Genomic DNA, 20,246 nt, shown 5'->3' on the forward strand with positions numbered 1-20,246 from the left:
GCGATATGGCGGGAATTCCTTTATTGAGTTTGGCGATCTGGATTCCGATCCTCGGGGGGCTGCTGGTGCTGGCGGTGGGAGGGAACGACCGCAACGCGCCTTTGGCGCGGGTGACGAGTCTCTTCGCGGCGGCGCTCGGCTTCGCGGTGACGCTTCCCTTGTGGTTCCAGTTCGATGCGGGCACCTCGGCGCTGCAGTTCGTCGAGATCCGCGACTGGATTCCCCGCTATTCAGTGCGCTATCACCTCGGCGTGGATGGCATCTCGATGCCTTTCGTGCTGCTCAATTCCTTCGTCACGCTCATCGTCGTGATCGCCGGCTGGCAGGTGATCCAGGAGCGGGTGGCGCAGTACATGGCCGCCTTCCTCATCATGTCCGGCATCATCAACGGCATCTTCTCGGCGATGGATGCCGTGCTCTTCTACGTCTTCTTCGAGGCTTCCCTCATTCCGCTGTATCTCATCATCGGCATCTGGGGCGGACCGAACCGGGTCTACGCGGCGATCAAGTTCTTCCTTTATACGCTCGCCGGCTCGCTTCTGATGCTGGTGGCGTTGCTCTATCTCTTCTACGCCTCCAACGGCAGCTTCGAGATCCTCGACTGGCACCGGCTGCCGCTCGATCTGCGCACGCAGCAGCTGCTCTTCCTGGCGTTCCTCGTGGCCTTTGCCGTCAAGGTGCCGATGTGGCCGGTGCACACCTGGTTGCCGGATGCGCACGTCGAAGCGCCCACCGGTGGCTCGGTGGTGCTGGCGGCGATCGCGTTGAAACTCGGGGCTTATGGTTTCCTGCGCTTTTCCCTACCGATCGCGCCGGATGCCTCCATGAGTTTCCAGTGGCTGATGGTGACCCTGTCCCTGATCGCCGTGGTCTACATCGGCTTCGTCGCCCTGGTGCAGGAGGACATGAAGAAACTCGTGGCCTACTCCTCCATCGCGCACATGGGATTCGTCACCTTGGGCTTTTTCCTGTTCAACCGGCTTGGGGTGGAAGGGGCCATCGTGCAGATGATCTCGCATGGGTTCGTGTCGGGGGCGATGTTCCTGTGCATCGGCGTCCTCTACGATCGGATGCATTCTCGGCGCATCGCCGACTACGGCGGAGTGGTGAACGTCATGCCGAAGTTCGCGGCCTTCTTCCTGCTCTTCGCCATGGCCAACTCGGGTTTGCCGGCCACTAGCGGTTTCGTCGGGGAATTCATGGTGGCGCTCGCCGCGGTGAAGACCAACTTCTGGATCGGCTTCGTGGCCGCCACTACGCTCATCCTCGGCGCGGCCTACTCGCTGTGGATGTACAAGCGCGTCGTCTTCGGTCCGGTGGCCAATGACCGCGTCGCGGCGCTCGACGACATCGGGGCGCGCGAATTTTGGATGCTGGCGGTGCTCGCGTTCTTCGTGTTGCTGCTGGGGGTGTATCCGGCGCCGCTCTTGGACGTGATGCACGCCTCCGTCGATGAACTGCTGCGGCACGTGGCCGCCGGCAAACTGCACTGAGTCAAGCCCTCTACGCTGGGACGGGATAGAACATGGAATTCGAACGACCGGACTTCTCCTTGGCAGCTGCCGAGATCTTCGTGGCGGTGATGGCGCTCGTCGTCATGGTGACGGGGACTTTCCTGCGCCGCATCAGCCGGGAGCTCGGCTATGCGCTGGCGCAGCTCACCGTCATCGGCGCTGCCTTCATCACGGTCTTTTCGGTCGACGACCCGACGGTGCGCTACACCTTCGGCACGATGTACGTTTCGGACTGGCTCGGCCAGGTGCTCAAGCTCTTCATCTACCTGTCGGTGTTCGCCTCGCTTCTCTACGGACGGCTCTACCTCATCGAACGGCGGCTGGAGAAAGCAGAGTATTACGTGTTGATGCTGCTGTCGATGCTGGGAGCGATGATCCTGGTGTCGGCCAACAACCTGCTCGTCCTCTATCTCGGCCTGGAGATGATGACGCTGGCGCTCTACGCTCTGGTTGCTTTCGACCGGGACAATGGTTTGCGTTCCGAGGCGGCGATCAAGTATTTCGTTCTGGGGGCGATCTCCTCGGGACTGCTCCTCTACGGTATGTCGATGATCTATGGCGCCACTGGCTCGCTCGATCTGGGCGTGGTGGGCCAGGCGGTGTCCCTGGGGGCAGGCGATGAGTTGGTGTTCAAGTTCGGTCTCGCCTTCCTCGTGGCCGGCATCGCCTTCAAGTTCGGCGTGGTGCCCTTCCACATGTGGGTGGCCGACGTCTATCACGGTGCTCCGACGCCGGTGACGCTGCTCATCTCGTCGGCGCCCAAGCTGGCAGCCTTTGCCCTGGCCGTGCGATTGCTCGTTGGTGGTTTTTTCGGTCTGGCCGAGACCTGGCAACCCATGCTGATGCTGCTCGCGGTGGCCTCTATCGTGCTCGGCAACCTCGCGGCGATCGCCCAGAGCAACATCAAGCGCATGCTCGCCTACTCGGGCATCTCCCACATGGGGTTTGTGCTGCTTGGCTTGCTCGCCGGCGTCACCGATGGCGGTCATCAACAGGTCTTCAATGCCTATAGCTCGGCGCTCTTCTACGCCGTGTCCTACGCACTCATGAGCCTGGCGAGCTTCGGCATGGTGTTGTTGCTCGCGCGTACCGGGTTCGAGGCCGAGCACATCGACGACTTCAAGGGACTCAACCGCCGTAGTCCCTGGTTCGCGGCGATGATGATGCTCGTCATGTTCTCCATGGCCGGCATCCCCTTTTTCCTCGGCTTTTTCGCCAAGTTCGCCGTGCTCGAAGCGGTGGTCAGCGCGGGGCATACCTGGCTCGCCGTGCTCGCCGTGATCATGTCGGTGATCGGTGCATACTACTATTTACGGGTGGTCAAAGTGATGTACTTCGATGAGCCGATGGATCGCACGGCGCTCATCGCCTCCAGCGAGACGCGCGTGCTGCTCTCGGCCAATGCCCTGACGCTGGCGGTGGCGGGACTCATGCCGCAGGGGTTGATGGCGGTGTGTGGCTACGCCGTGCTCACGTCCTTCTGAGCGAGGCGTGCCCGTGTCCTCGGCCGACGACCTCCTGCGCGAGCGGACGCTGGCCTCGGACACGGTATGGGAAGGAAGTTTTCTGCGCGTGCTGCGCGATCGCGTGCGTCTCCCCGATGGGCACGAGACGACGCGCGAATATCTGCGCCATCCTGGCGCCGCGGCGATGATCGCGCTCACCGACGCAGGCGAAGTGGTGCTGGAGCGCCAGTTCCGCTATCCCCTGGGATGCAGCATCGTCGAGCTGCCGGCAGGCAAGCTCGATGCAGGCGAGCCCGCGCTCGATTGTGCTCGGCGCGAGCTGGAAGAGGAGACTGGTTATACGGCCGAGCACTGGGAAGCGATCGGGCGCTTCCATCCCTGTGTCGGCTATTCCGACGAGGTGATTCACGTCTTTCTCGCCCGCGGGCTGCGTGCCGGTCGCCGTCGTCTCGATCATGGCGAATTCCTCGAGGTGCTGCACTGGCCGCTGCCGCGCCTGTGGCAGGCGATCTTCGCCGGTGAGATCATCGACGGCAAGACGCTCTCGGCGATCCTGCTCGCGCTGCCGCGGCTACGTGCGCTCGGGCTGCCCACACCATGAGCGCGCTCCTCTACGCCCAATCGGGCGGAATGACGGCGGTGATCAACGCGAGCGCCGTGGGCGTGATGCGCGCCTGCGCCGCGTCCGGGGTGCCGTTTCTCGCCGCCCGGCACGGTATCCTCGGTGTGCTCGAAGAGGAGCTCGTCGCGCCCGGTGCGCTCGATTCTTCCGTGCTCGCGCGCATCTCGCGCACGCCGGGCGGGACCTTCGGTTCCTGCCGTTTCGACCTACCGCCGCTCGATGAAGCGCCGGCGCTCCACGAGCGGCTCTTTGCCGTGCTCGAGGCGCATGAGGTGCGCTGGCTGCTCTACAACGGCGGCAACGGGTCGATGGACACGGTGCGCCAGTTGCACCTGAGCGCGCAACGCTTGGGCTATCCCCTCACCGTGGTGGGGGTGCCCAAGACCATCGACAACGATCTCCTCGGCACCGATTTTTCTCCCGGTTATCCTTCGGCGGCGAAGTATCTCGCCACGAGCTATCTCGAAGCAAGCCTCGATCTGGCCTCTCTTTACGTGCGCAAGCCTCGGCTCTTCGTCATGGAGACGATGGGGCGCAACGTCGGTTGGCTCGCCGCCAGTACCTCGCTCGTGCAGCGGTTCGCGCCCGACGAAGGGCCGCACCTGGTGTTGCTGCCGGAGACGCCTTTTCGTCCTGAAGCGGTTTTCCCTCGCGTGGAGGAGGCGCTCTCCCGCCTCGGTTTTTGCTCCCTCGTCGTCGCCGAAGGGGTCAAGGACGAAACGGGGCGACTGCTGTCGATGCGCGGGGTGGAGGAGGGGCGCTACGTGCAACTCGGCGGGGCGGGAATGGCGCTCGCGCAGCGGCTTGCGCAGGAATTCGGTGTGAAGTATCACGTCGCCGTACCGGATTATCTGCAGCGGGCCGCGGCGCATTGGGCAAGCCCAGTCGATTACGAGGTGGCCGCTCGCCTGGGTGAATTCGCCGTGGAAACGGCGCTCGGGGGCAGTTCGGCGGTGATGGTGGCGGTGGAGCGCCTCGACGAAGCCCCTTGCCGTCATCGGTGCGTGACGGTGCCGATCGATACGCCGGCCAACCGCGAGCGAGGCTTTCCGCCCCAATGGATCGATACCGCCGGCTGTGGCGTAAACGAGGCTTTTTCGCGTTGGCTCTTGCCCCTCATCGAAGGAACCTTGCCTACCCCTTGCCGTGGTGGATTGCCGGACGTGCATTTGCCTGTCTGGGAGAGCCTGCCGAAGCGCTGTACGCCTTGGTCCATGCCTTGATCGGATGGCGGGACTATAGGGTAGCTCGAAGAACCGTCGCGAACGGCTGCAGGGCAAGGCGCCCGGAGCGCAGGATGCGAGACATATCACCCAGATAGGCGAGCATCCGAGCACCGCGCAACGCCGCCATGCAGCCGCGCAGCAGGTTATTCGAGGTGCCCTATAATTTCCTTGAGACTATGGAGACAGGAGACGAGGATGCGCGCCCGGTTATTGCCCGTCGTTGTCATCGTTGCGGTGCTGCTGGGGGCATGCACGACACCGCTCATCCATACGCCCGTCTTCGAGACGGAGGCGCAGCTCCTTGCCGCACGCGGTTCGCCCACGCGGGTTTGGGATAATCCCGACGGCACGCGGACCCTGGAATACGCCACGCAACCTTATGGTTGGACCTGTTGGATGTACACGGTGGATGCTGAGGGGCGTATCGTCGAGCAGTACGATGCTCTTGCGCCCGAGAACCTGGAGCGGGTCAAGCCGGGTATGACCAAGGCCGAGGTCTCCCGTATTCTGGGGACGCATCGCCGCGAACGTTACTTCAGGCTTTCGGGCGAGGAAGTGTGGGACTGGAACATCAAGACCGAGTGGCGCGGGGTGCTTTTCACACTTTTCAACGTGCATTTCCGCAATGGCGTGGTCGAGCGCACCAGCGTGAGCTACGTCTATGGTTGGCTCGATCCCGACGCGATGTAGGCGCACCGTGCCTCGTCACGCACCGCCTTGGCGGCGGAACTCGGCCAATCTCATCCCCAAAGCGTAGAGCGTGCCGAAATAGGCGAGGCCGCAGGCGGCCAGGAGCACAGAAAGCCATAGGGCGCGTTCGAGGGAGGGTAGATGGGGCCAGTCGCCAGCCATTTGTGCCCCGATCCAGGCGATGGCTCCGAGCACGATCGTAGCCGACATGACTCGGAAAAGAAATTTTCCCCAGCCCGGGAGGGGGCGGTAGGTGTTGCGCTGCCACAACCCCCGGAGCAGCAGCGCCGCATTGAGCCAGGCCGCGAGACTGATCGACAGCGCCAGACCCGCGTGCGCGAGCTGCAGGACGAAGACGAACACCACGTTCATGGCTTGAGTGGCCACGAGCGAGATCACAGCGATTTGCACGGGCGTGCGCACGTTTTGTTGGGCATAGAATCCCGGGGCGAGGATTTTTACGGCGATCAAGGGCGTAAGCCCGATGGCATAGGCGAGGAGCGCGCGGCTGGTGGCTGCTACGTCTGGTACCCCAAAGGCCCCACGCTGAAAGAGGGTGCTCACGAGGGGTTCGGCCAGCAGGGCCATGCCCGCCGCTGCGGGCAGCGTGAGGAGCACCGTCAGGCGAAGTCCCCAGTCGAGTAGAGCTCGGTAGTCTGCTTGGCTGGCACGCGCGTGGGCTCGGGACAGGCTCGGCAAGAGGATGGTGCCGAGCGCCGCTCCCAAGAGCCCGGCAGGAAACTCCATGAGGCGATCTGCATAGTAGAGCCAGGAGACGCTGCCGCTGGGTAGCAAGGAGGCGAATACGGTGTTGATGAGCAGCGAGAGCTGAGCGACCGAAACCCCGAGTACGGCTGGGGCCATGAGCCGTAGCACGCGGCGCACGCCTTCGTCGCGCGGTGCCCAGTCCCAACGAGGCCAGATGCCGATCCGCCGTAAAGCAACGGCGTGAATCAACACCTGGGCGAGTCCACCAACGAGCACGGCCCACGCGAGCGCCTTCACCGGCACGGAGAAGAGGGGCGGGCCGGCGAGCACGAGCGCCGTGAAAGCGATGAAGGAGAGGTTGAGCGCCACAGGCGTGACTGCCGGTACCGCGAACCGGCCCCACGTGTTGAGGATGGCCGAAGAAAACGCCACCAGGGTCATGCACAAGATGTAGGGAAAGGTGATTCGCGTCAGCGACACGGCGAGCGCAAAGGTTTCGGGCTGAGCGAGGAATCCGGGAGCGGAAACGGAGATGAGGACCGCGGCGGCGAGGATTCCCAAGAGCGTTACGGCGCTCACGGAGGTGAAGAGCAGGGTGAAGATGCGATCGATCAGCGTTTGCATGGCGCGAGCGCCGTGGCGCTCGCGGGTGTGCCCGAGCACCGGCACGAACGCTTGGGAAAACGCCCCTTCGGCAAAGAGCCGCCGCAAGAGATTCGGCAGTCGAAAGGCGACGAAGAAGGCGTCGGTGGCAGGGCCGGCACCGAAGACGGCGGCGATCAGAAGGTCGCGCACGAAACCGAGAATGCGGGATGCCAGGGTAAAGCCGCTGACGGTGGCCAGCGCGCGCAACAGATTCATCGTGTTGGTTGCATCGGAATGGCGGAAAGGCTAAAATTATAGTTTCTTCCAAGTATTTCGGGGTTGAAGGACATGGCCAACACGGCTCAAGCTCGCAAGCGCGCCCGTCAGGCGCTCAAGCGCCGCGCGCACAACCGCAGTCTGCGCTCGCGTCTGCGTACCGCGATCAAAGCGGTTCGGCGGGCGCTTTCCGCTGGTGACAAGCAACAAGCGCTCGTTGCTTTCCAGTCCTCTCAGGGTGTGATCGATTCGATGGCTGGCAAGGGCATCATTCACAAGAATGCCGCTGCACGCTACAAGAGTCGGTTGATGGCGCGGATCAAGGCGCTCGGCTGAGAAGTCGCCCGACAGGGATCGCCCCCTCGGTGCGAAAAAGGCAGCTCAAAGGCTGCCTTTTTCATTTTTCCGCTCGCCGCCGTTGGAAATCGAGGATTCTTCTTCGAGGAATCTTAGCTGAAGGTCGTTGTCTTTGGCGAAATTGAGCAAGAAGTGGTAGGCGAGCGGTTCGATGTCGTAGAGACGGGCGTCGACTCGTACGGTCTTGGCGCCGTTTTCGTCGGGGCCGGGTTGGACGTAGGGGGAATAGCGCATCTTGTGGTCGGCGCCGAACTGCGACATGATGCCGCACAGGCGTTCGGCCCAGTCGCTGGGGCGGAACCGTTTGCCTTCGGAAGTGAGCCCGATGATCAAGAAATTATGTACATTGGGTTTCATGGATGGCCTGCCAAATTGTCGTCCCGGCCTCGAACAGAAAAAGCCATTATAGCCCAGCCCGCCACACCCCCACTCATCCGAAGTTTGATGCGATAATCGCCCTTTCGTTGCAGGGGCGCATGGCCGTCCTGCGCTCATCGTAAAGGAAGGCGGTTCCATGTTCGAGGTCATTCGCAAGAAGAAACGCATCGCCCAAGGCATCCTGCTTTTGTTGATTCTGCCCTTTGCTTTCTTTGGAGTCGAACACTATTTCTCCAGCGGGCCCAATCGTCTGGAGGTGGCCAAGGTAGGGGATACGGTCGTGACCGTGGCCGAATTGCAGCGCGCACTGGAAGATCGTACGGCGCAATTGCGTCAGCAGTTCGGCGCGAACTTCGACGTGCGCATCGCACGCGACCCCGTCTTCGTCGAGATGATACTGCGCGAGCTCATCGAACGTCGTCTGGTCCAGGCCGAGGCTGCCCGGGCGCGGGTGGTGGTGACGCCCGAGACCTTGCAGCGCGCGATTGCATCCTTCGAGGTGTTTCAGCAGGACGGTCAATTTTCCTACACGCGCTATGAGACCGTGTTACGAGCTCAGGGACTGACTCCCAAGGCGTTCGAAGCGATGCTCGCACAGGATCTCGCGGTCCAGCGTCTGGTGGAGCCGATCGCGCAGGGGGCCATCGTCCCGCGCGAACAAATGCTGCAATTGGTGGCACAGCAGCTCGAAGAGCGTGAAGTGCGCGTGGCGGTACGTACGGCGCTGCACGAAGCCGATCCCGCTCGCCTCTCGGAGGATGACTTGCGTGCCTACTACGAGGCGAATGCCTCGCGCTACGTCGAGCCGGCCAAGGTCCGGCTGCAATACTTGCTCGTCGATGAAGCAGAGATCGGACGGTCGCTGACGCCGAGCGAGTCCGACTTGCGCTCTCTCTATGAGCAGGCGCCAGAGCTGTTTCGCGATCCGGCTACCCAGCAACTACGGGCTTTCGCGGACGTGCGAGAGGTGTTGGCCGATTCCTGGCGCGCTCGCCAGGCGAGGGTACGCTACGGGGAGCTGCACGAGGAGCTGGGTAACGCCGTGTTCGAGGCGATCGACCGGCTCGATCCGGTGGCCGAACGTTTTGGTCTGGAGATCCACGAGACGGGGCTCGTCCCTCTGCAGGAAGTCGAAATCGCCGGCGTGAAGAGCGACAAACTCATCGCGGCCCTTCAGGAAGCGCAAGCGAAGGAAGGACAGAATCTCGATCCGATCGAACTCGCGCCGGGCAAGCTCGCCGCAGTGCGGGTGGCCGAATACGTTCCGCCGAGGCAGATGACGTTCGACGAGGCGCGCGAGCGAGTGACCCAGGATTTGGCGCGAGAAAAAGGACGAGAGCGGCTGCGCGAGCTGGCGCCGCTATGGCTGGATCGGCTGACGCAGGGCGAAGCGCTCCCCGAGCTGTCCTGGCAGCCCGCGCGTAGTGTGACCCGAGCCTCCAGCGTGTTGCCGCCCGAGCTCGTCGATGAGGTTTTCAGGGCCGTTGCGCCTTGGCCCCGTTACCTTGCTTGGGAAGCCGAGAACGGTGATCACTGGTTCGTACGGATCGAGGGAGCGCGGCGTCCGCAATTACAGGCAGACGACCCCATGGTGCGTTTTGCCGGTGAGCGCATCCGCTCGGTGGTAGGCAACGTCGAGTGGCGCGCCTGGCTGAGAACGCTGGAAGCGCGCCACCCGGTAGTGATCCGCCGTGAGGCGCTGCAGGCGCTCACGACGGCACAATGACCCTGCGCTGGTAAGGCCCGGCGCAGCAGAAGCTCATTGCCGGTTTACTCCTGTTCGGGGTTGCCGAGCGCAGTGGTGTTGAACCCCCCGTCGACGTAGAGAATTTCGCCGGTGATGCCGCTTGCCAGATCCGAGCAGAGGAAGGCGGCGGCATTGCCCACCTCTTCGATGGTGACGTTGCGCCGCAGCGGGGCATTGTGCTCGTTGAAGCGCAGCAGTTTGCCGAAACTGCCGATGCCAGAGGCGGCCACCGTTTTGATGGGACCGGCCGAGACGGCATTGACGCGCGTGCCTTCGGGCCCGAGGCAGGCAGCCATGTAGCGCACGGCCGCTTCCAGGCTCGCCTTCGCCAGCCCCATGATGTTGTAGTTGGGCATGGTGCGCACGGCGCCAAGGTAGGTGAGGGTGAGGAGCGACCCGTTTCGTCCCCGCATCATCGGCCTGGCGGCTTTGGCGAGCAAGGGAAAGCTCGCTGCGCTCACTTCCTGAGAGATGCGAAAGGCTTCACGGGTGAACCCATCGAGGAAATCGCCATCGAGCGCTTCGGTGGGGGCGTAGGCGATGGAGTGCACCAGGCCGTCGAGGCCGTCCCAGTATTGACTGATCGCCGTAAACAGCCCTTCGATTTGCGCATCGTCGGTGACGTCGAGCGGGAAGACCAGCTCCGAGCCGAATTCAGACGCCATCTTGCGGATACGTTCCTCGAAGCGTTCGTTCTGGTAGGTGAAGGCAAGGATGGCACCTTCGCGGTGCATCGCTTTGGCGATGCCATAGGCGATCGAACGGTTGCTCATCATCCCCGTGATGAGGATCTTTTTGCCGGTGAGAAAGCCCATTGGGTGTGCTCCGTCATGGTTATCTTATGGCGGCGATTATACGGCAAGCCCGAAGGGGCATTCTATCGGCGCCGGTGAATCGTACGTCGTGCGGTCCGATCGCGTCGTTATGCGGGTTCGGCTGCTCGGCCATCTTTGTGATTTGTCTTGCGTTCCGTGCCTCGGGCGCCTTGCTCGGCAAACGCGCGTAGCGGTTTTCGTGGCGTCCGTGATCCTCAACGCTTCTCGCGCATCAGGCGTGCCTTCTCGCGCTGCCAGTCACGTTCTTTCTCGGCCTCCCGTTTGTCGTGCAGTTTCTTGCCCTTGGCCAGACCGATCGTCGTTTTGATGCGGCCGCGGGAGAAGTGCAGATCGAGGGGTACGAGCGTATAGCCTGCGCGTTCTACCTGGCCGACGAGGCGATCGATCTCGCGCCGGTGCAGTAGCAGTTTGCGGGTGCGCGTGGGGTCGGGGTGGACGTGGGTCGAGGCACTCGCCAGCGGTGTGACGTGCATGCCGAGCAGGAAGATCTCGCCGTCTTTGACGATCACGTAGGCCTCTTTGAGGTTTACGCGGCCGGCGCGGATCGCCTTGACTTCCCAGCCCTGCAGCTCGATGCCGGCCTCGAACGTCTCCTCGATGAAGTAATCGTGGCGTGCCTTGCGGTTTTCGACGATGCTCATGGACGACGTTCCGGTGAAGTGCTGGGGTAGAATCGCCCAATTATAGGTGAGCAGCCGGCGAAAGGGCACGGATGGCCGAAGTCCACAAGCGCGTCTTGATCGATTCCCCAGCGGAGACGATGTTCGAACTCGTCGACCGTTGCGAGGACTACCCCGAGTTCCTGCCCTGGTGTGGCGGGGTCGAGCTGCACCGACGCACGGATGAGGTAACCGAGGCGACGCTGCACGTCGATTTCCATGGCATCAAGACCCACTTTACCACGGTCAACGAAAAGGAATTTCCCCATCGCATGCGCATTCGCCTCAAGGAGGGGCCTTTTCGCCGCCTGGAGGGAGAATGGCGCTTCGTGCCGCTGGGGGAGCAGGCCTGCCGCGTGGAGTTCGACCTCTCCTACGAATTTTCGTCGCGCGTGCTGGAGAAGGTGCTGGGGCCGGTGTTCAATCGCATCGCGGCCACTTTCATCGATGCCTTCGTGCGCCGGGCTCGTCAGATCAAGGGGGAAGGCAGTGACTGAACTGCGTATCGAGCTCGTCTGCGCCCCCGCCCCGGGGGTGATCGATCGTGTATCGCTCGTGTTGCCTGAAGGGGCGACGGTGCGCGATGCCGTGCTGCGCTCGGGGGTGCTCGAACGGCATCCGGCGTTGCAGCGAGACTGGGAGCGCGCGTGCAGCCTCTACGGCCGGCTCGTGCCGCCGGAGACGCCCCTTGCCGAGGGTGACCGGCTGGAACTCACTCGCGCGCTCATCGCCGACCCGAAAGCGGTGCGCCGGCGTCGCGCCCGAACGTCTCGCAACAAAAACTAGCCCTCTCGAAGCTGCCTCGCCGGTATAATTCCGTTTTGGTCCAAGGACTGTACCATGCGATTGCTGAAGAAAGCCCTCACCTTCGACGACGTCCTCCTCGTTCCCGCCCATTCTGCCATTCTGCCGCGCGACGCGGACCTCTCCACCCGGCTCACGCGCGACATCCGCTTGAATCTGCCGCTGGTGTCCGCCGCGATGGACACCGTCACCGAAGCGCGCCTGGCGATCGCGCTCGCCCAGGAAGGCGGCATCGGCATCATCCACAAGAACCTCACGCCCAAGCAACAGGCGGCGGAAGTCGCCAAGGTCAAGCGTTTCGAATCGGGCATTCTCAAGGATCCGGTGACCATTCCGCCGACGATGACCGTGGGCGAAGTACTGGCGTTGACGCGCCAGCTTGGGGTCTCGGGGCTGCCGGTGGTCGAGCACGGCAAAGTGGTGGGCATCGTCACCAACCGCGATCTGCGCTTCGAGACGCGCTTCGAGGCACCCGTGTCCGTCATCATGACCCCGCGTGAGCGGCTCGTCACCGTGCCAGAAGGCTCTTCGCTCGAAGAGGCGAAGGCGCTGATGCAGCGTCACCGCCTTGAACGCGTGCTGATCCTCGACGAGCACGATACGCTCAAAGGGCTCATCACGGTCAAAGACATCCAGAAATCGAGCGAACATCCCCTCGCCACCAAGGACGAGCAGGGCCGCCTGCGCGTGGGGGCGGCGATCGGTGTGGGGCCCGGCACCGAGGAGCGCGCCGAGTTGCTCGTGGCCGCCGGCGTGGACGTGCTCGTGGTCGATACGGCGCACGGCCACTCGCAAGGGGTGCTCGATCGTGTGCGTTGGGTCAAGCGCACCTATCCCCAAGTGCAGGTGGTGGGCGGCAACATTGCCACCGCCGAGGCGGCGCGGGCATTGCTCGATGCCGGCGCGGACGGAGTGAAAGTGGGCATCGGCCCGGGCTCGATCTGCACCACGCGCATCGTCGCCGGGGTGGGCGTGCCGCAGATCACCGCCATCGACGACGTGGCCACGGCGCTGGCCGGTACCGGCGTGCCGCTCATCGCCGACGGCGGCATCCGCTATTCGGGCGACATCGCCAAGGCGCTCGCGGCCGGGGCCGATTCCGTGATGCTCGGTAGCCTCTTCGCGGGGACCGAAGAGGCGCCCGGCGAGACCGTGCTCTATCAAGGGCGCTCCTACAAAGCCTACCGCGGCATGGGCTCGCTCGGGGCGATGCAGCAGGGAGCGGCCGACCGCTATTTCCAAGACGCGAGCGCCAACGTGGAGAAACTGGTGCCGGAGGGCATCGAAGGTCGGGTGCCCTACAAGGGGCCGGTGAGTGCGGTGATCCACCAGCTGGTGGGCGGCGTGCGCTCGGCCATGGGCTACCTGGGCTGCCGCACCATCGCCGAGCTGCAGGAAAAAGCGCAGTTCGTCGAGATCACCGCGGCCGGTGTGCGCGAATCCCACGTGCACGACGTGCAGATCACCAAAGAAGCCCCCAATTACCACGTCGAATGATCCCATGACCCGACACGACAAGATCCTGATCCTCGATTTCGGCTCGCAGCTCACCCAGCTCATCGCCCGGCGCGTGCGCGAGGCGCAGGTCTACTGCGAGATCCATCCTTTCGACGTGGGCGAGGACTTCATCCGTACCTTCGCGCCCCAGGGAATCATCCTTTCCGGCGGGCCGAATTCGGCCTACGCGGCGCTCGATTGGCGCGCGCCCGAGATCGTTTTTGCGCTGGGGGTGCCGGTGTTGGGCATCTGTTATGGCATGCAGACCATGGCCGAGCAGCTGGGTGGCAAAGTAGCGGCGAGCGGCAAGCGCGAATTCGGCTACGCCCAGGTCCGCGTCACCGCCCCGAACCGCCTCTTCGGATCGCTCGCCGATCGCCGCGACGAGGAAGGGCACGCGGTGCTGGAGGTATGGATGAGCCACGGCGACAAGGTGGTCGAGTTGCCGCCGGGTTTCACCGTGATCGGCAGCAACGAGTCCACCCCGATTGCCGCCATGGCCGACGAGGCGCGCGGTTTCTACGGCGTGCAGTTCCACCCTGAAGTCACGCACACGCTCAAGGGCAAGGAGATGCTCGAGCGCTTCGTGCACGAGATCTGCGGCTGCGGACGCGATTGGACCATGCCCGATTTCATCGGCGAGGCCATTGCCCGCATCCGCGCGCAGGTCGGTGACGAGGAAGTGATCCTGGGGCTCTCCGGCGGGGTGGATTCGTCGGTCGCCGCGGCGCTCATTCACCGCGCCATCGGCGATCGGCTCACGTGCGTCTTCGTCGACAACGGCCTGCTGCGCCTCAACGAGGCCGAGCAGGTCATGGCGACGTTCGCGCGCAATCTGGGCGTGAAGGTGATCCACGTCGATGCGAGCGAGCGCTTTCTCTCGGCGCTCGCCGGCGTGGCCGATCCGGAACAGAAGCGGCGCATCATCGGGCGCATCTTCGTCGAAGTCTTCCAGGAAGAGGCGGCGAAGTTGCCGCGTGCGCGCTGGCTCGCCCAGGGGACCATCTATCCCGACGTGATCGAATCGGCCGGGGGCAAGACGAAGAAGGCGGCAAGCATCAAGAGCCACCACAACGTGGGGGGGCTACCCGAGACCCTGAACCTCAAGCTCCTCGAGCCGCTGCGCGAGCTCTTCAAAGACGAGGTGCGGGAGCTCGGCATCGCCCTGGGGCTGCCGCACGACATGGTCTATCGCCATCCTTTCCCCGGACCGGGGCTGGGGGTGCGTATCCTCGGGGAAGTGAAGCGCGAGTACGCCGACACCCTGCGCCAGGCCGATGCCATCTTCATCGACGAGCTGCGCCGCGCCGACTGGTACGACAAGGTGAGCCAGGCGTTTGCCGTGTTCCTGCCGGTGCGCAGCGTCGGCGTGATGGGGGACGCCCGCACTTACGAGCACGTGATCGCCCTGCGCGCGGTGCAGACGCAGGATTTCATGACAGCGCACTGGGCGGAGCTGCCGCACGCGTTGCTCGCCCAGGTATCACACCGCATCATCAACGAGGTGGCCGGCGTCAACCGCGTGGTCTATGATATTTCCGGCAAGCCGCCGGCGACGATCGAGTGGGAGTGAGGCTGCGTTTCCTTCTTCGAGTTTGGGTTATACTTGGATAAACATATTGACCTATTCGCAGTGCTGAGGCTGCGGGGTAATCCAAGCCAAGGAAGGAGACAGGGAATGGCAGTCGAAACGTATCGTTCGGTGTTCCGGCCCGGTTTGTTCGCCGGCCAGAGCGTCATCGTCACGGGCGGGGGAAGCGGCATCGGTCGCTGCACGGCGCACGAGTTGGCCAACCTCGGGGCTAGGGTCGCGCTGGTGGGACGTCGCCTCGAGAAGCTCGAAGCGGTCAAAGGGGAGATCGAAGCCGGCGGCGGTCAGGCGACGATCCACTCCTGTGACATTCGCGACGAGGGGGCAGTCAAGGCGATGGTGGCCGAAGTGTTGGCTCAGCACGGCCGCATCGATGGCCTCGTAAACAACGCCGGCGGTCAATTCCCCGCCCGCGCCCGCGATATCACGCTCAAGGGCTGGGAAGCGGTGGTCAAGAACAACCTCACCGGGGGCTTTCTCGTCTCGCGCGAAGTCTATACACAATGGATGGAGCAGAACGGCGGCGCCATCGTCAATATCATCGCCGACATCTGGGGCGGGATGCCGACCATGGCGCACAGCGGCGCCGCTCGCGCCGGCATGCTCAATTTCACCGAGACCGCCGCCTGTGAATGGGCCCACTCGGGTGTGCGCGTCAATGCCGTGGCTCCGGGGTGGATCGCCAGCAGCGGCTTCGATACCTACGATGAGGCGATGCAGAAGGAGTTGCGCCGCCTACAGACGAAAGTCCCGCTGCAGCGCTATGGGACCGAAGCCGAAGTCTCGGCGGCCATCGTCTTCCTCTTGTGTGAGGCGGCTGCCTTCATCACCGGTTCCTGCATTCGGGTCGATGGCGGTGTACCCAACGCCCGGCCGACCTGGACGTTGATTCCCCACGACCGCTCCAAGCCGTTCAACGGCTTTTTGCTCTATCGGCCACCGCGCTGCCTACAGCCCGAAACGGGAGAACAGCAATGAATCGCCCTTTCTTTGCCGCGAACCTCGCGGATTCTGCCGCCTTTGCCCCTTATCTGCGCCCCGGTGTCTTCGTCGACAGCGATCATCCTGCGGTGATCGAATTTGCCTGCGCCCGGGTCGAAGGGTGTGAAAACGTGCGCGAAGCCGCGGTGCGTTTATATTACGCCGTGCGCGACGAATTTCTCTATGATCCTTACGGCATCGATACCTCCGTCGAGGCCCTCAAGGCGAGCCGAGTGATCGAAGTCGGTCGTGGCTTCTGCGTGCCCAAGGCGGCCTTGCTGGCGGCGGCAGCCCGCGTCGTGGGGATTCCTGCCCGGGTGGGCTATGCCGATGTGCGCAACCACCTCACTAGCCCGCGCCTGCGCGAGGCCATGGGCACCGACCTGTTCGTTTTTCATGGCTACACCGAGCTGTGGATTGATGGCCGGTGGGTGAAAGCTACCCCGGCCTTCAATCGTACTCTGTGTGAAAAAGCCGGCATCAAACCACTGGAGTTCGACGGACGACACGATTCGCTCTTTCACGAGTTCGACGTCGCTGGCCGTCGCCACATGGAATACGTGCGTGACCGCGGCACCTTCGCCGACCTCCCCCGCGAAGAAATGCTCGCGGCTTGGGCCGAACATTATCCCGGTTACGAGCGTTGGGCGGGGTCGGTCAAGGGAGATTTTCAAGCCGAGGCTCAGGGGATGTGAGCCCAGGTCTTACCGGGCGCGTCCGCTGCCGCCCAGCAACACCGGCACCGCTTTCTTGCTTTCGGCGCGAGATGCTACCGGTTCTTTCATTGCAAAAGGGGCGTTGTCGCCTCTGGGTTCGTAGGGCCGGGAGAAGTCGAAACCGTCGGGGGCGCGTCCGCTGCGCTCGGCGCTGCGACGGCGGGCGGGTTCGGTGCGCCGTTCGCGTGGTGGGGGCTCCAGCGTTTCGGCGGGAATGGGGCGACCGAGCATTTTTTCGATCGCCTGCAGCCGCTCCTCTTCGCTCGCATCGACGAGCGAGATCGCCAAGCCTTCGTGGCCGGCGCGCCCGGTGCGTCCGACGCGGTGCACGTAGTCTTCGGGGTTGGAGGGTAGGGCGTAGTTGATGACGAAGGGCAGTTCCTCGATGTCCAGACCCCGGGCGGCGACGTCGGTGGCCACGAGCACGCGCAGCGAGCCGTTCTTGAAGGACTCGAGTACCTCGAAACGCTGCTGCTGGGATTTGTCGCCGTGGATCGCTTCGGCCTGGATGCCTCGCCGTTGCAGGAGAGAGGCGAGCCGTCCGCAGGCGATTTTGGTGTCGACGAAGACGAGCGCCTGGCCGGGGTGGCGCTGCAGCAGTTCGACGAGCGCTTCGCGCTTGTGCGCGGCCTCACAGCGCACGACACGGTGCGTGATGGTCTCGCTCACCGTGTTGCGCCGCGCCACTTCGATCGTTTCCGGCTCGCGCAATAGCTGTTGGGCGAGTTTCTTGATTTCGGGCGAAAAAGTGGCCGAGAAGAGCACGGTTTGGCGTTCCCGCGGCAAGCGCTCCATGATGCGGCGGATGTCGGGCATGAACCCCATGTCCAGCATCCGGTCGGCTTCGTCGAAGACGAGAAATTCGACCTGGTTGAGCTGGATGGTCTTCTGTTCGAGGTGATCGAGTAGCCGTCCCGGGGTGGCCACTACGATCTCCACGCCGCGGCGCAGTTCCTCGATCTGCGGCTTGATGTCCACGCCGCCATAGATCGCCGCGGCGCGCAGTGGCAGATGTTTGCCGTACTGACGCACGGATTCATAGACCTGCAACACCAGCTCACGCGTGGGGGCGAGTACGAGCGCGCGCACGGGGTGGCGGGCGGGGCTCGCCGAGGTGTTGGCGTGGGGCGCGAGGCGCTGCAGCAGCGGCAGGGTGAATCCGGCGGTTTTGCCGGTGCCGGTCTGGGCTGCGCCGAGCAGGTCCTTGCCGGCGAGAATGCGCGGGATGGCTTGGGCCTGGATTGGCGTGGGTTCGGTGTAACCGAGGTCGTTGACGGCGGCAAGCAGTTCCGGCAGAAGCCCAAGCTCAGAGAAAGTCATCGGAGGTCGTGCGCTCCAGAAACGGAAGAAAATGGCAAAGACAAGAAATTATACGCCGGCATCGGGCAATCGGCGGCGAACTCAAGCCAAGGCTCGGGCAAAGACGGTGACTTCTTCGCGGTCGTGGTAGAGCTGCTTGCAACGCAGCTCGATGCCGCCGGCCTCGCGCGTGAGCCGCTGTAGCCGCTTGCGGGCGTCTTCTAGCGCTTCGAGGCGTTTTTTCATCGGGAGTTTCAGGTTGAAGAGGGCGTAGCGGCACAGGCGTTGGGCAAACCAGCGGCCGACGAGCTCGGCGATGCGGCTGGGTTGCTCCACCATGTCGCACAGTAGCCAATCGACGCGACCGCGCGGGCGCCAGGTAAACCCGTCGGCGCGCTGCCAGTCGACGAGTCCCGAGGCGAGGAGCCGCGCATCCAGCCGGCCGTTGTCGATCGCGCTCACGCGCAATCCCCGCTGGACCATCTGCCAGGTCCAGCCTCCCGGGGCGGCGCCCAGATCCACGGCTTTCGTGCCGGGGCGCAGCCAGCGAGCACGTTCGTCTTCGTCGAGCAGCACGAGGAGCGCTTCGGCGAGTTTGAGCGCCGATCGGCTGGGGGCTTCCGCCGGCAGGCGCAACCGCGGAATGCCGTTTTCCCAGGGAGAGAGGAGCGCGGCGGGAGCATTACCCAAAAAGGCTTCGCGCGAGGAAGGGAAGAAGACGACGAGCACGTCGCGGGCGCGCTCGGCGAACTTGCCGGCCTCGGTGAGCGCCGTTTCGAGGTGCGGCCGCAGGCGGCGGCAGAAACCGGAGAGAGTGCGTCCTTCGTCGCTATCGGGAAAGGCGAGACGCAGGGCGGAGAAGCGCGTGCGGGGGTGATGGTGCACGACGTTCTCGAGCAAGGGGCGTACCCGATCGCGCTCCGGCAGCGTCAGGCGATCGAACCAGGGCAGGCACTCGCGGGCGAAGACGAGCTCGCGCCAGGAGGGCAGGGAGATCTCGTCCGGCAGTGGGGCACGGGCATCCAGAAGCACGTAGCCGCTGCGCGTCTGTACCGTCAATTCGACAGGGACGCCTTGGGCGTCGGCCCAGCGGCGCAGTTCGGCGGCGGCCTCGGGCTCGAAACCTGGGCGGGTGAGGGCGATCAACCCTTGCGGCGGGGAATGCATGGCGTACACTACGAGCGAAATGGCAATGATACCGCGGCGTGCCGGCAGCGGCGCGCTTTTCGACGAAGGAGAGAACGAGCATGGAATATCGCACGCTGGGAGAGGGTGCCTTGCAGGTGTCGGCGATCTGCATGGGGACGATGACGTTCGGGGAACAGAACGACGAGGCACAGGCGCACGCGCTGCTCGATCGCGCTTGGGAGGCCGGGATCAATTTCTACGACACGGCGGAGATGTACCCCGTGCCGGCGCGCGCCGAGACCTACGGGGCGACGGAGCGCATTGTCGGTACCTGGCTCAAACGCAAGCCGCGCGATCGAGTGATCCTCGCCACCAAGGCGGCAGGGCCGCGGCGGCGGTTGACGTGGATCCGCGGTGGTCCCAGCGGGTTCGACGAGCGTAATCTGCGCGAGGCGATCGAAGGCAGCCTGCGGCGCTTGCAGACCGATTACGTCGATCTCTATCAGCTGCACTGGCCGGATCGCAACCAGCCGATGTTCGGACAATGGCGGTTTGATCCGGACAAGGAGCGACCGATGGTGCCGATCCGCGCCCAGCTCGAAGCGCTCGCCAAGCTGGTCGAGGAAGGAAAGATCCGCTACGTCGGCGTCTCGAACGAACATCCTTGGGGCGTGATGCAGTTCGTGCGCCTAGCCGAAGAGCATGGTTTGCCGCGCATCGTCTCGATCCAGAACGCCTATCATCTGATGAACCGCACCTTCGAGTATGGCCTGGAAGAGGTCTGCTTCCGCGAACGGGTGGGCTTGCTCGCCTATTCTCCGCTCGCTTTTGGCCTTTTGAGCGGCAAGTATCTTGCTGACCCTCATGCCGAGGGGCGTTTGACGCGCTTTGCTGGTTTTGGGCAGCGCTACACCAAACCCAATGTCCAGCCGGCGGTCGAGGCCTACGCGCAGCTTGCGCGCGAGCTGGGAGTGAGCCCGGCCACGCTCGCGCTGGGCTGGGTCTATCATCGCCACTGCGTGACGAGCACCATCATCGGTGCGACTCGCCCCGAGCAGCTGGAGGAGAACCTGCAGGCATGGAATTGGCGCCCGAGTCCGGAGGTGCTCGCGCGCATCGATGAAATCCACCTGCGCTATACGAATCCGGCGCCTTGAGAAGGACTG

General features: G+C 64.0%; 20 protein-coding genes. 14 read left to right on the forward strand and 6 right to left on the reverse strand.

Features of this window, described 5'->3' with window-relative positions; all coding sequences use genetic code 11:
- Positions 1-5 precede the first annotated feature (5 nt).
- From EPD80_RS09055 to EPD80_RS09075, 5 genes are all read left to right on the forward strand, one after another.
- Positions 6-1,493, forward strand: a complete 1,488-nt coding sequence (locus tag EPD80_RS09055; protein ID WP_142811221.1) for an NADH-quinone oxidoreductase subunit M — start codon at positions 6-8, stop codon at positions 1,491-1,493.
- A 32-nt stretch (positions 1,494-1,525) separates the two neighbouring features.
- Entirely contained in the window at positions 1,526-2,998 is a 1,473-nt protein-coding gene (gene nuoN / locus EPD80_RS09060) for an NADH-quinone oxidoreductase subunit NuoN (protein WP_142805043.1), read from the forward strand.
- Positions 2,999-3,005: 7 nt separating this feature from the next.
- On the forward strand, positions 3,006-3,581 hold the full coding sequence (locus EPD80_RS09065; protein ID WP_221928930.1) for an NUDIX domain-containing protein: 576 nt from the start codon (positions 3,006-3,008) through the stop codon (positions 3,579-3,581).
- Positions 3,578-4,825, forward strand: a complete 1,248-nt coding sequence (locus EPD80_RS09070) for a 6-phosphofructokinase (RefSeq protein WP_142811223.1) — start codon at positions 3,578-3,580, stop codon at positions 4,823-4,825. The genes EPD80_RS09065 and EPD80_RS09070 overlap by 4 nt, the downstream gene beginning before the upstream one ends.
- 198 nt (positions 4,826-5,023) lie before the next feature.
- The gene (locus tag EPD80_RS09075) at positions 5,024-5,518 is read left to right on the forward strand and encodes an outer membrane protein assembly factor BamE (RefSeq protein ID WP_142811225.1); all 495 of its coding nucleotides are present in this window, start codon (positions 5,024-5,026) and stop codon (positions 5,516-5,518) included.
- Between the two features lie 15 nt (positions 5,519-5,533).
- Here EPD80_RS09075 and murJ read toward each other — a convergent pair whose 3' ends face one another.
- Positions 5,534-7,087 carry a murein biosynthesis integral membrane protein MurJ gene (murJ, locus tag EPD80_RS09080; RefSeq protein ID WP_142811226.1) on the reverse strand — a complete coding sequence of 518 codons (1,554 nt, stop codon included), beginning with the start codon at positions 7,085-7,087 and terminating at the stop codon, positions 5,534-5,536.
- 72 nt (positions 7,088-7,159) lie between these two features.
- Between murJ and rpsT the strand changes: the two genes are divergently transcribed.
- Positions 7,160-7,423 (forward strand): 30S ribosomal protein S20, encoded by a 264-nt coding sequence (gene rpsT / locus EPD80_RS09085; protein WP_142805047.1) that lies wholly within the window; start codon positions 7,160-7,162, stop codon positions 7,421-7,423.
- Between the two features lie 45 nt (positions 7,424-7,468).
- Here the strand turns inward: rpsT and EPD80_RS09090 are convergent, their stop codons facing one another.
- Positions 7,469-7,801, reverse strand: coding sequence for a DUF3579 domain-containing protein (locus tag EPD80_RS09090; protein WP_142811228.1), 333 nt, complete (start codon positions 7,799-7,801; stop codon positions 7,469-7,471).
- A gap of 157 nt (positions 7,802-7,958) precedes the next feature.
- Here EPD80_RS09090 and EPD80_RS09095 point away from each other — a divergent pair, with 157 nt between their 5' ends.
- Complete coding sequence (locus EPD80_RS09095) at positions 7,959-9,548, forward strand: peptidylprolyl isomerase (protein WP_142811230.1); 1,590 nt, start codon at positions 7,959-7,961, stop codon at positions 9,546-9,548.
- 44 nt (positions 9,549-9,592) lie between these two features.
- Here the strand turns inward: EPD80_RS09095 and EPD80_RS09100 are convergent, their stop codons facing one another.
- Both EPD80_RS09100 and smpB read right to left on the reverse strand, forming a co-directional pair.
- Entirely contained in the window at positions 9,593-10,384 is a 792-nt protein-coding gene (locus EPD80_RS09100; RefSeq protein ID WP_142805050.1) for an enoyl-ACP reductase FabI, read from the reverse strand.
- A gap of 215 nt (positions 10,385-10,599) precedes the next feature.
- Positions 10,600-11,046, reverse strand: a complete 447-nt coding sequence (smpB, locus tag EPD80_RS09105; RefSeq protein ID WP_142805051.1) for an SsrA-binding protein SmpB — start codon at positions 11,044-11,046, stop codon at positions 10,600-10,602.
- A 71-nt stretch (positions 11,047-11,117) separates the two neighbouring features.
- On the opposite strand from smpB, the gene EPD80_RS09110 reads away from it, so the two are divergent.
- The 6 genes from EPD80_RS09110 (at position 11,118) to EPD80_RS09135 (ending at position 16,632) form a co-directional block, all read left to right on the forward strand.
- On the forward strand, positions 11,118-11,561 hold the full coding sequence (locus EPD80_RS09110) for a type II toxin-antitoxin system RatA family toxin (protein ID WP_142811232.1): 444 nt from the start codon (positions 11,118-11,120) through the stop codon (positions 11,559-11,561).
- Positions 11,554-11,850, forward strand: a complete 297-nt coding sequence (locus EPD80_RS09115; protein WP_221928931.1) for an RnfH family protein — start codon at positions 11,554-11,556, stop codon at positions 11,848-11,850. Before EPD80_RS09110 ends, EPD80_RS09115 begins: the two co-directional genes overlap by 8 nt.
- Positions 11,851-11,904: 54 nt before the next feature.
- On the forward strand, positions 11,905-13,365 hold the full coding sequence (gene guaB / locus EPD80_RS09120) for an IMP dehydrogenase (protein WP_142811236.1): 1,461 nt from the start codon (positions 11,905-11,907) through the stop codon (positions 13,363-13,365).
- A gap of 4 nt (positions 13,366-13,369) precedes the next feature.
- Positions 13,370-14,938, forward strand: coding sequence for a glutamine-hydrolyzing GMP synthase (gene guaA / locus EPD80_RS09125; RefSeq protein WP_142811238.1), 1,569 nt, complete (start codon positions 13,370-13,372; stop codon positions 14,936-14,938).
- Positions 14,939-15,043: 105 nt separating this feature from the next.
- Entirely contained in the window at positions 15,044-15,934 is an 891-nt protein-coding gene (locus tag EPD80_RS09130; protein ID WP_142811240.1) for an SDR family oxidoreductase, read from the forward strand.
- A complete protein-coding gene (locus EPD80_RS09135; RefSeq protein WP_142811242.1) occupies positions 15,931-16,632 on the forward strand; it encodes a transglutaminase-like domain-containing protein in 702 nt (233 codons plus the stop codon). Before EPD80_RS09130 ends, EPD80_RS09135 begins: the two co-directional genes overlap by 4 nt.
- Before the next feature lie 9 nt (positions 16,633-16,641).
- Here the strand turns inward: EPD80_RS09135 and EPD80_RS09140 are convergent, their stop codons facing one another.
- Together EPD80_RS09140 and rlmM are read right to left on the reverse strand one after the other, a co-directional pair.
- Positions 16,642-17,973: a DEAD/DEAH box helicase gene (locus EPD80_RS09140; protein WP_142811244.1), complete on the reverse strand. Its 1,332-nt coding sequence runs from the start codon at positions 17,971-17,973 to the stop codon at positions 16,642-16,644.
- Between the two features lie 81 nt (positions 17,974-18,054).
- Positions 18,055-19,119, reverse strand: coding sequence for a 23S rRNA (cytidine(2498)-2'-O)-methyltransferase RlmM (rlmM, locus tag EPD80_RS09145; RefSeq protein WP_142811246.1), 1,065 nt, complete (start codon positions 19,117-19,119; stop codon positions 18,055-18,057).
- An 80-nt stretch (positions 19,120-19,199) separates the two neighbouring features.
- On the opposite strand from rlmM, the gene EPD80_RS09150 reads away from it, so the two are divergent.
- On the forward strand, positions 19,200-20,237 hold the full coding sequence (locus EPD80_RS09150; protein WP_142811248.1) for an aldo/keto reductase: 1,038 nt from the start codon (positions 19,200-19,202) through the stop codon (positions 20,235-20,237).
- Positions 20,238-20,246 lie beyond the last annotated feature (9 nt).

It is taken from the genome of Tepidiphilus olei (genome assembly GCF_006980705.1).
GTDB classification, from domain to species: Bacteria; Pseudomonadota; Gammaproteobacteria; order Burkholderiales; family Rhodocyclaceae; genus Tepidiphilus; species Tepidiphilus olei.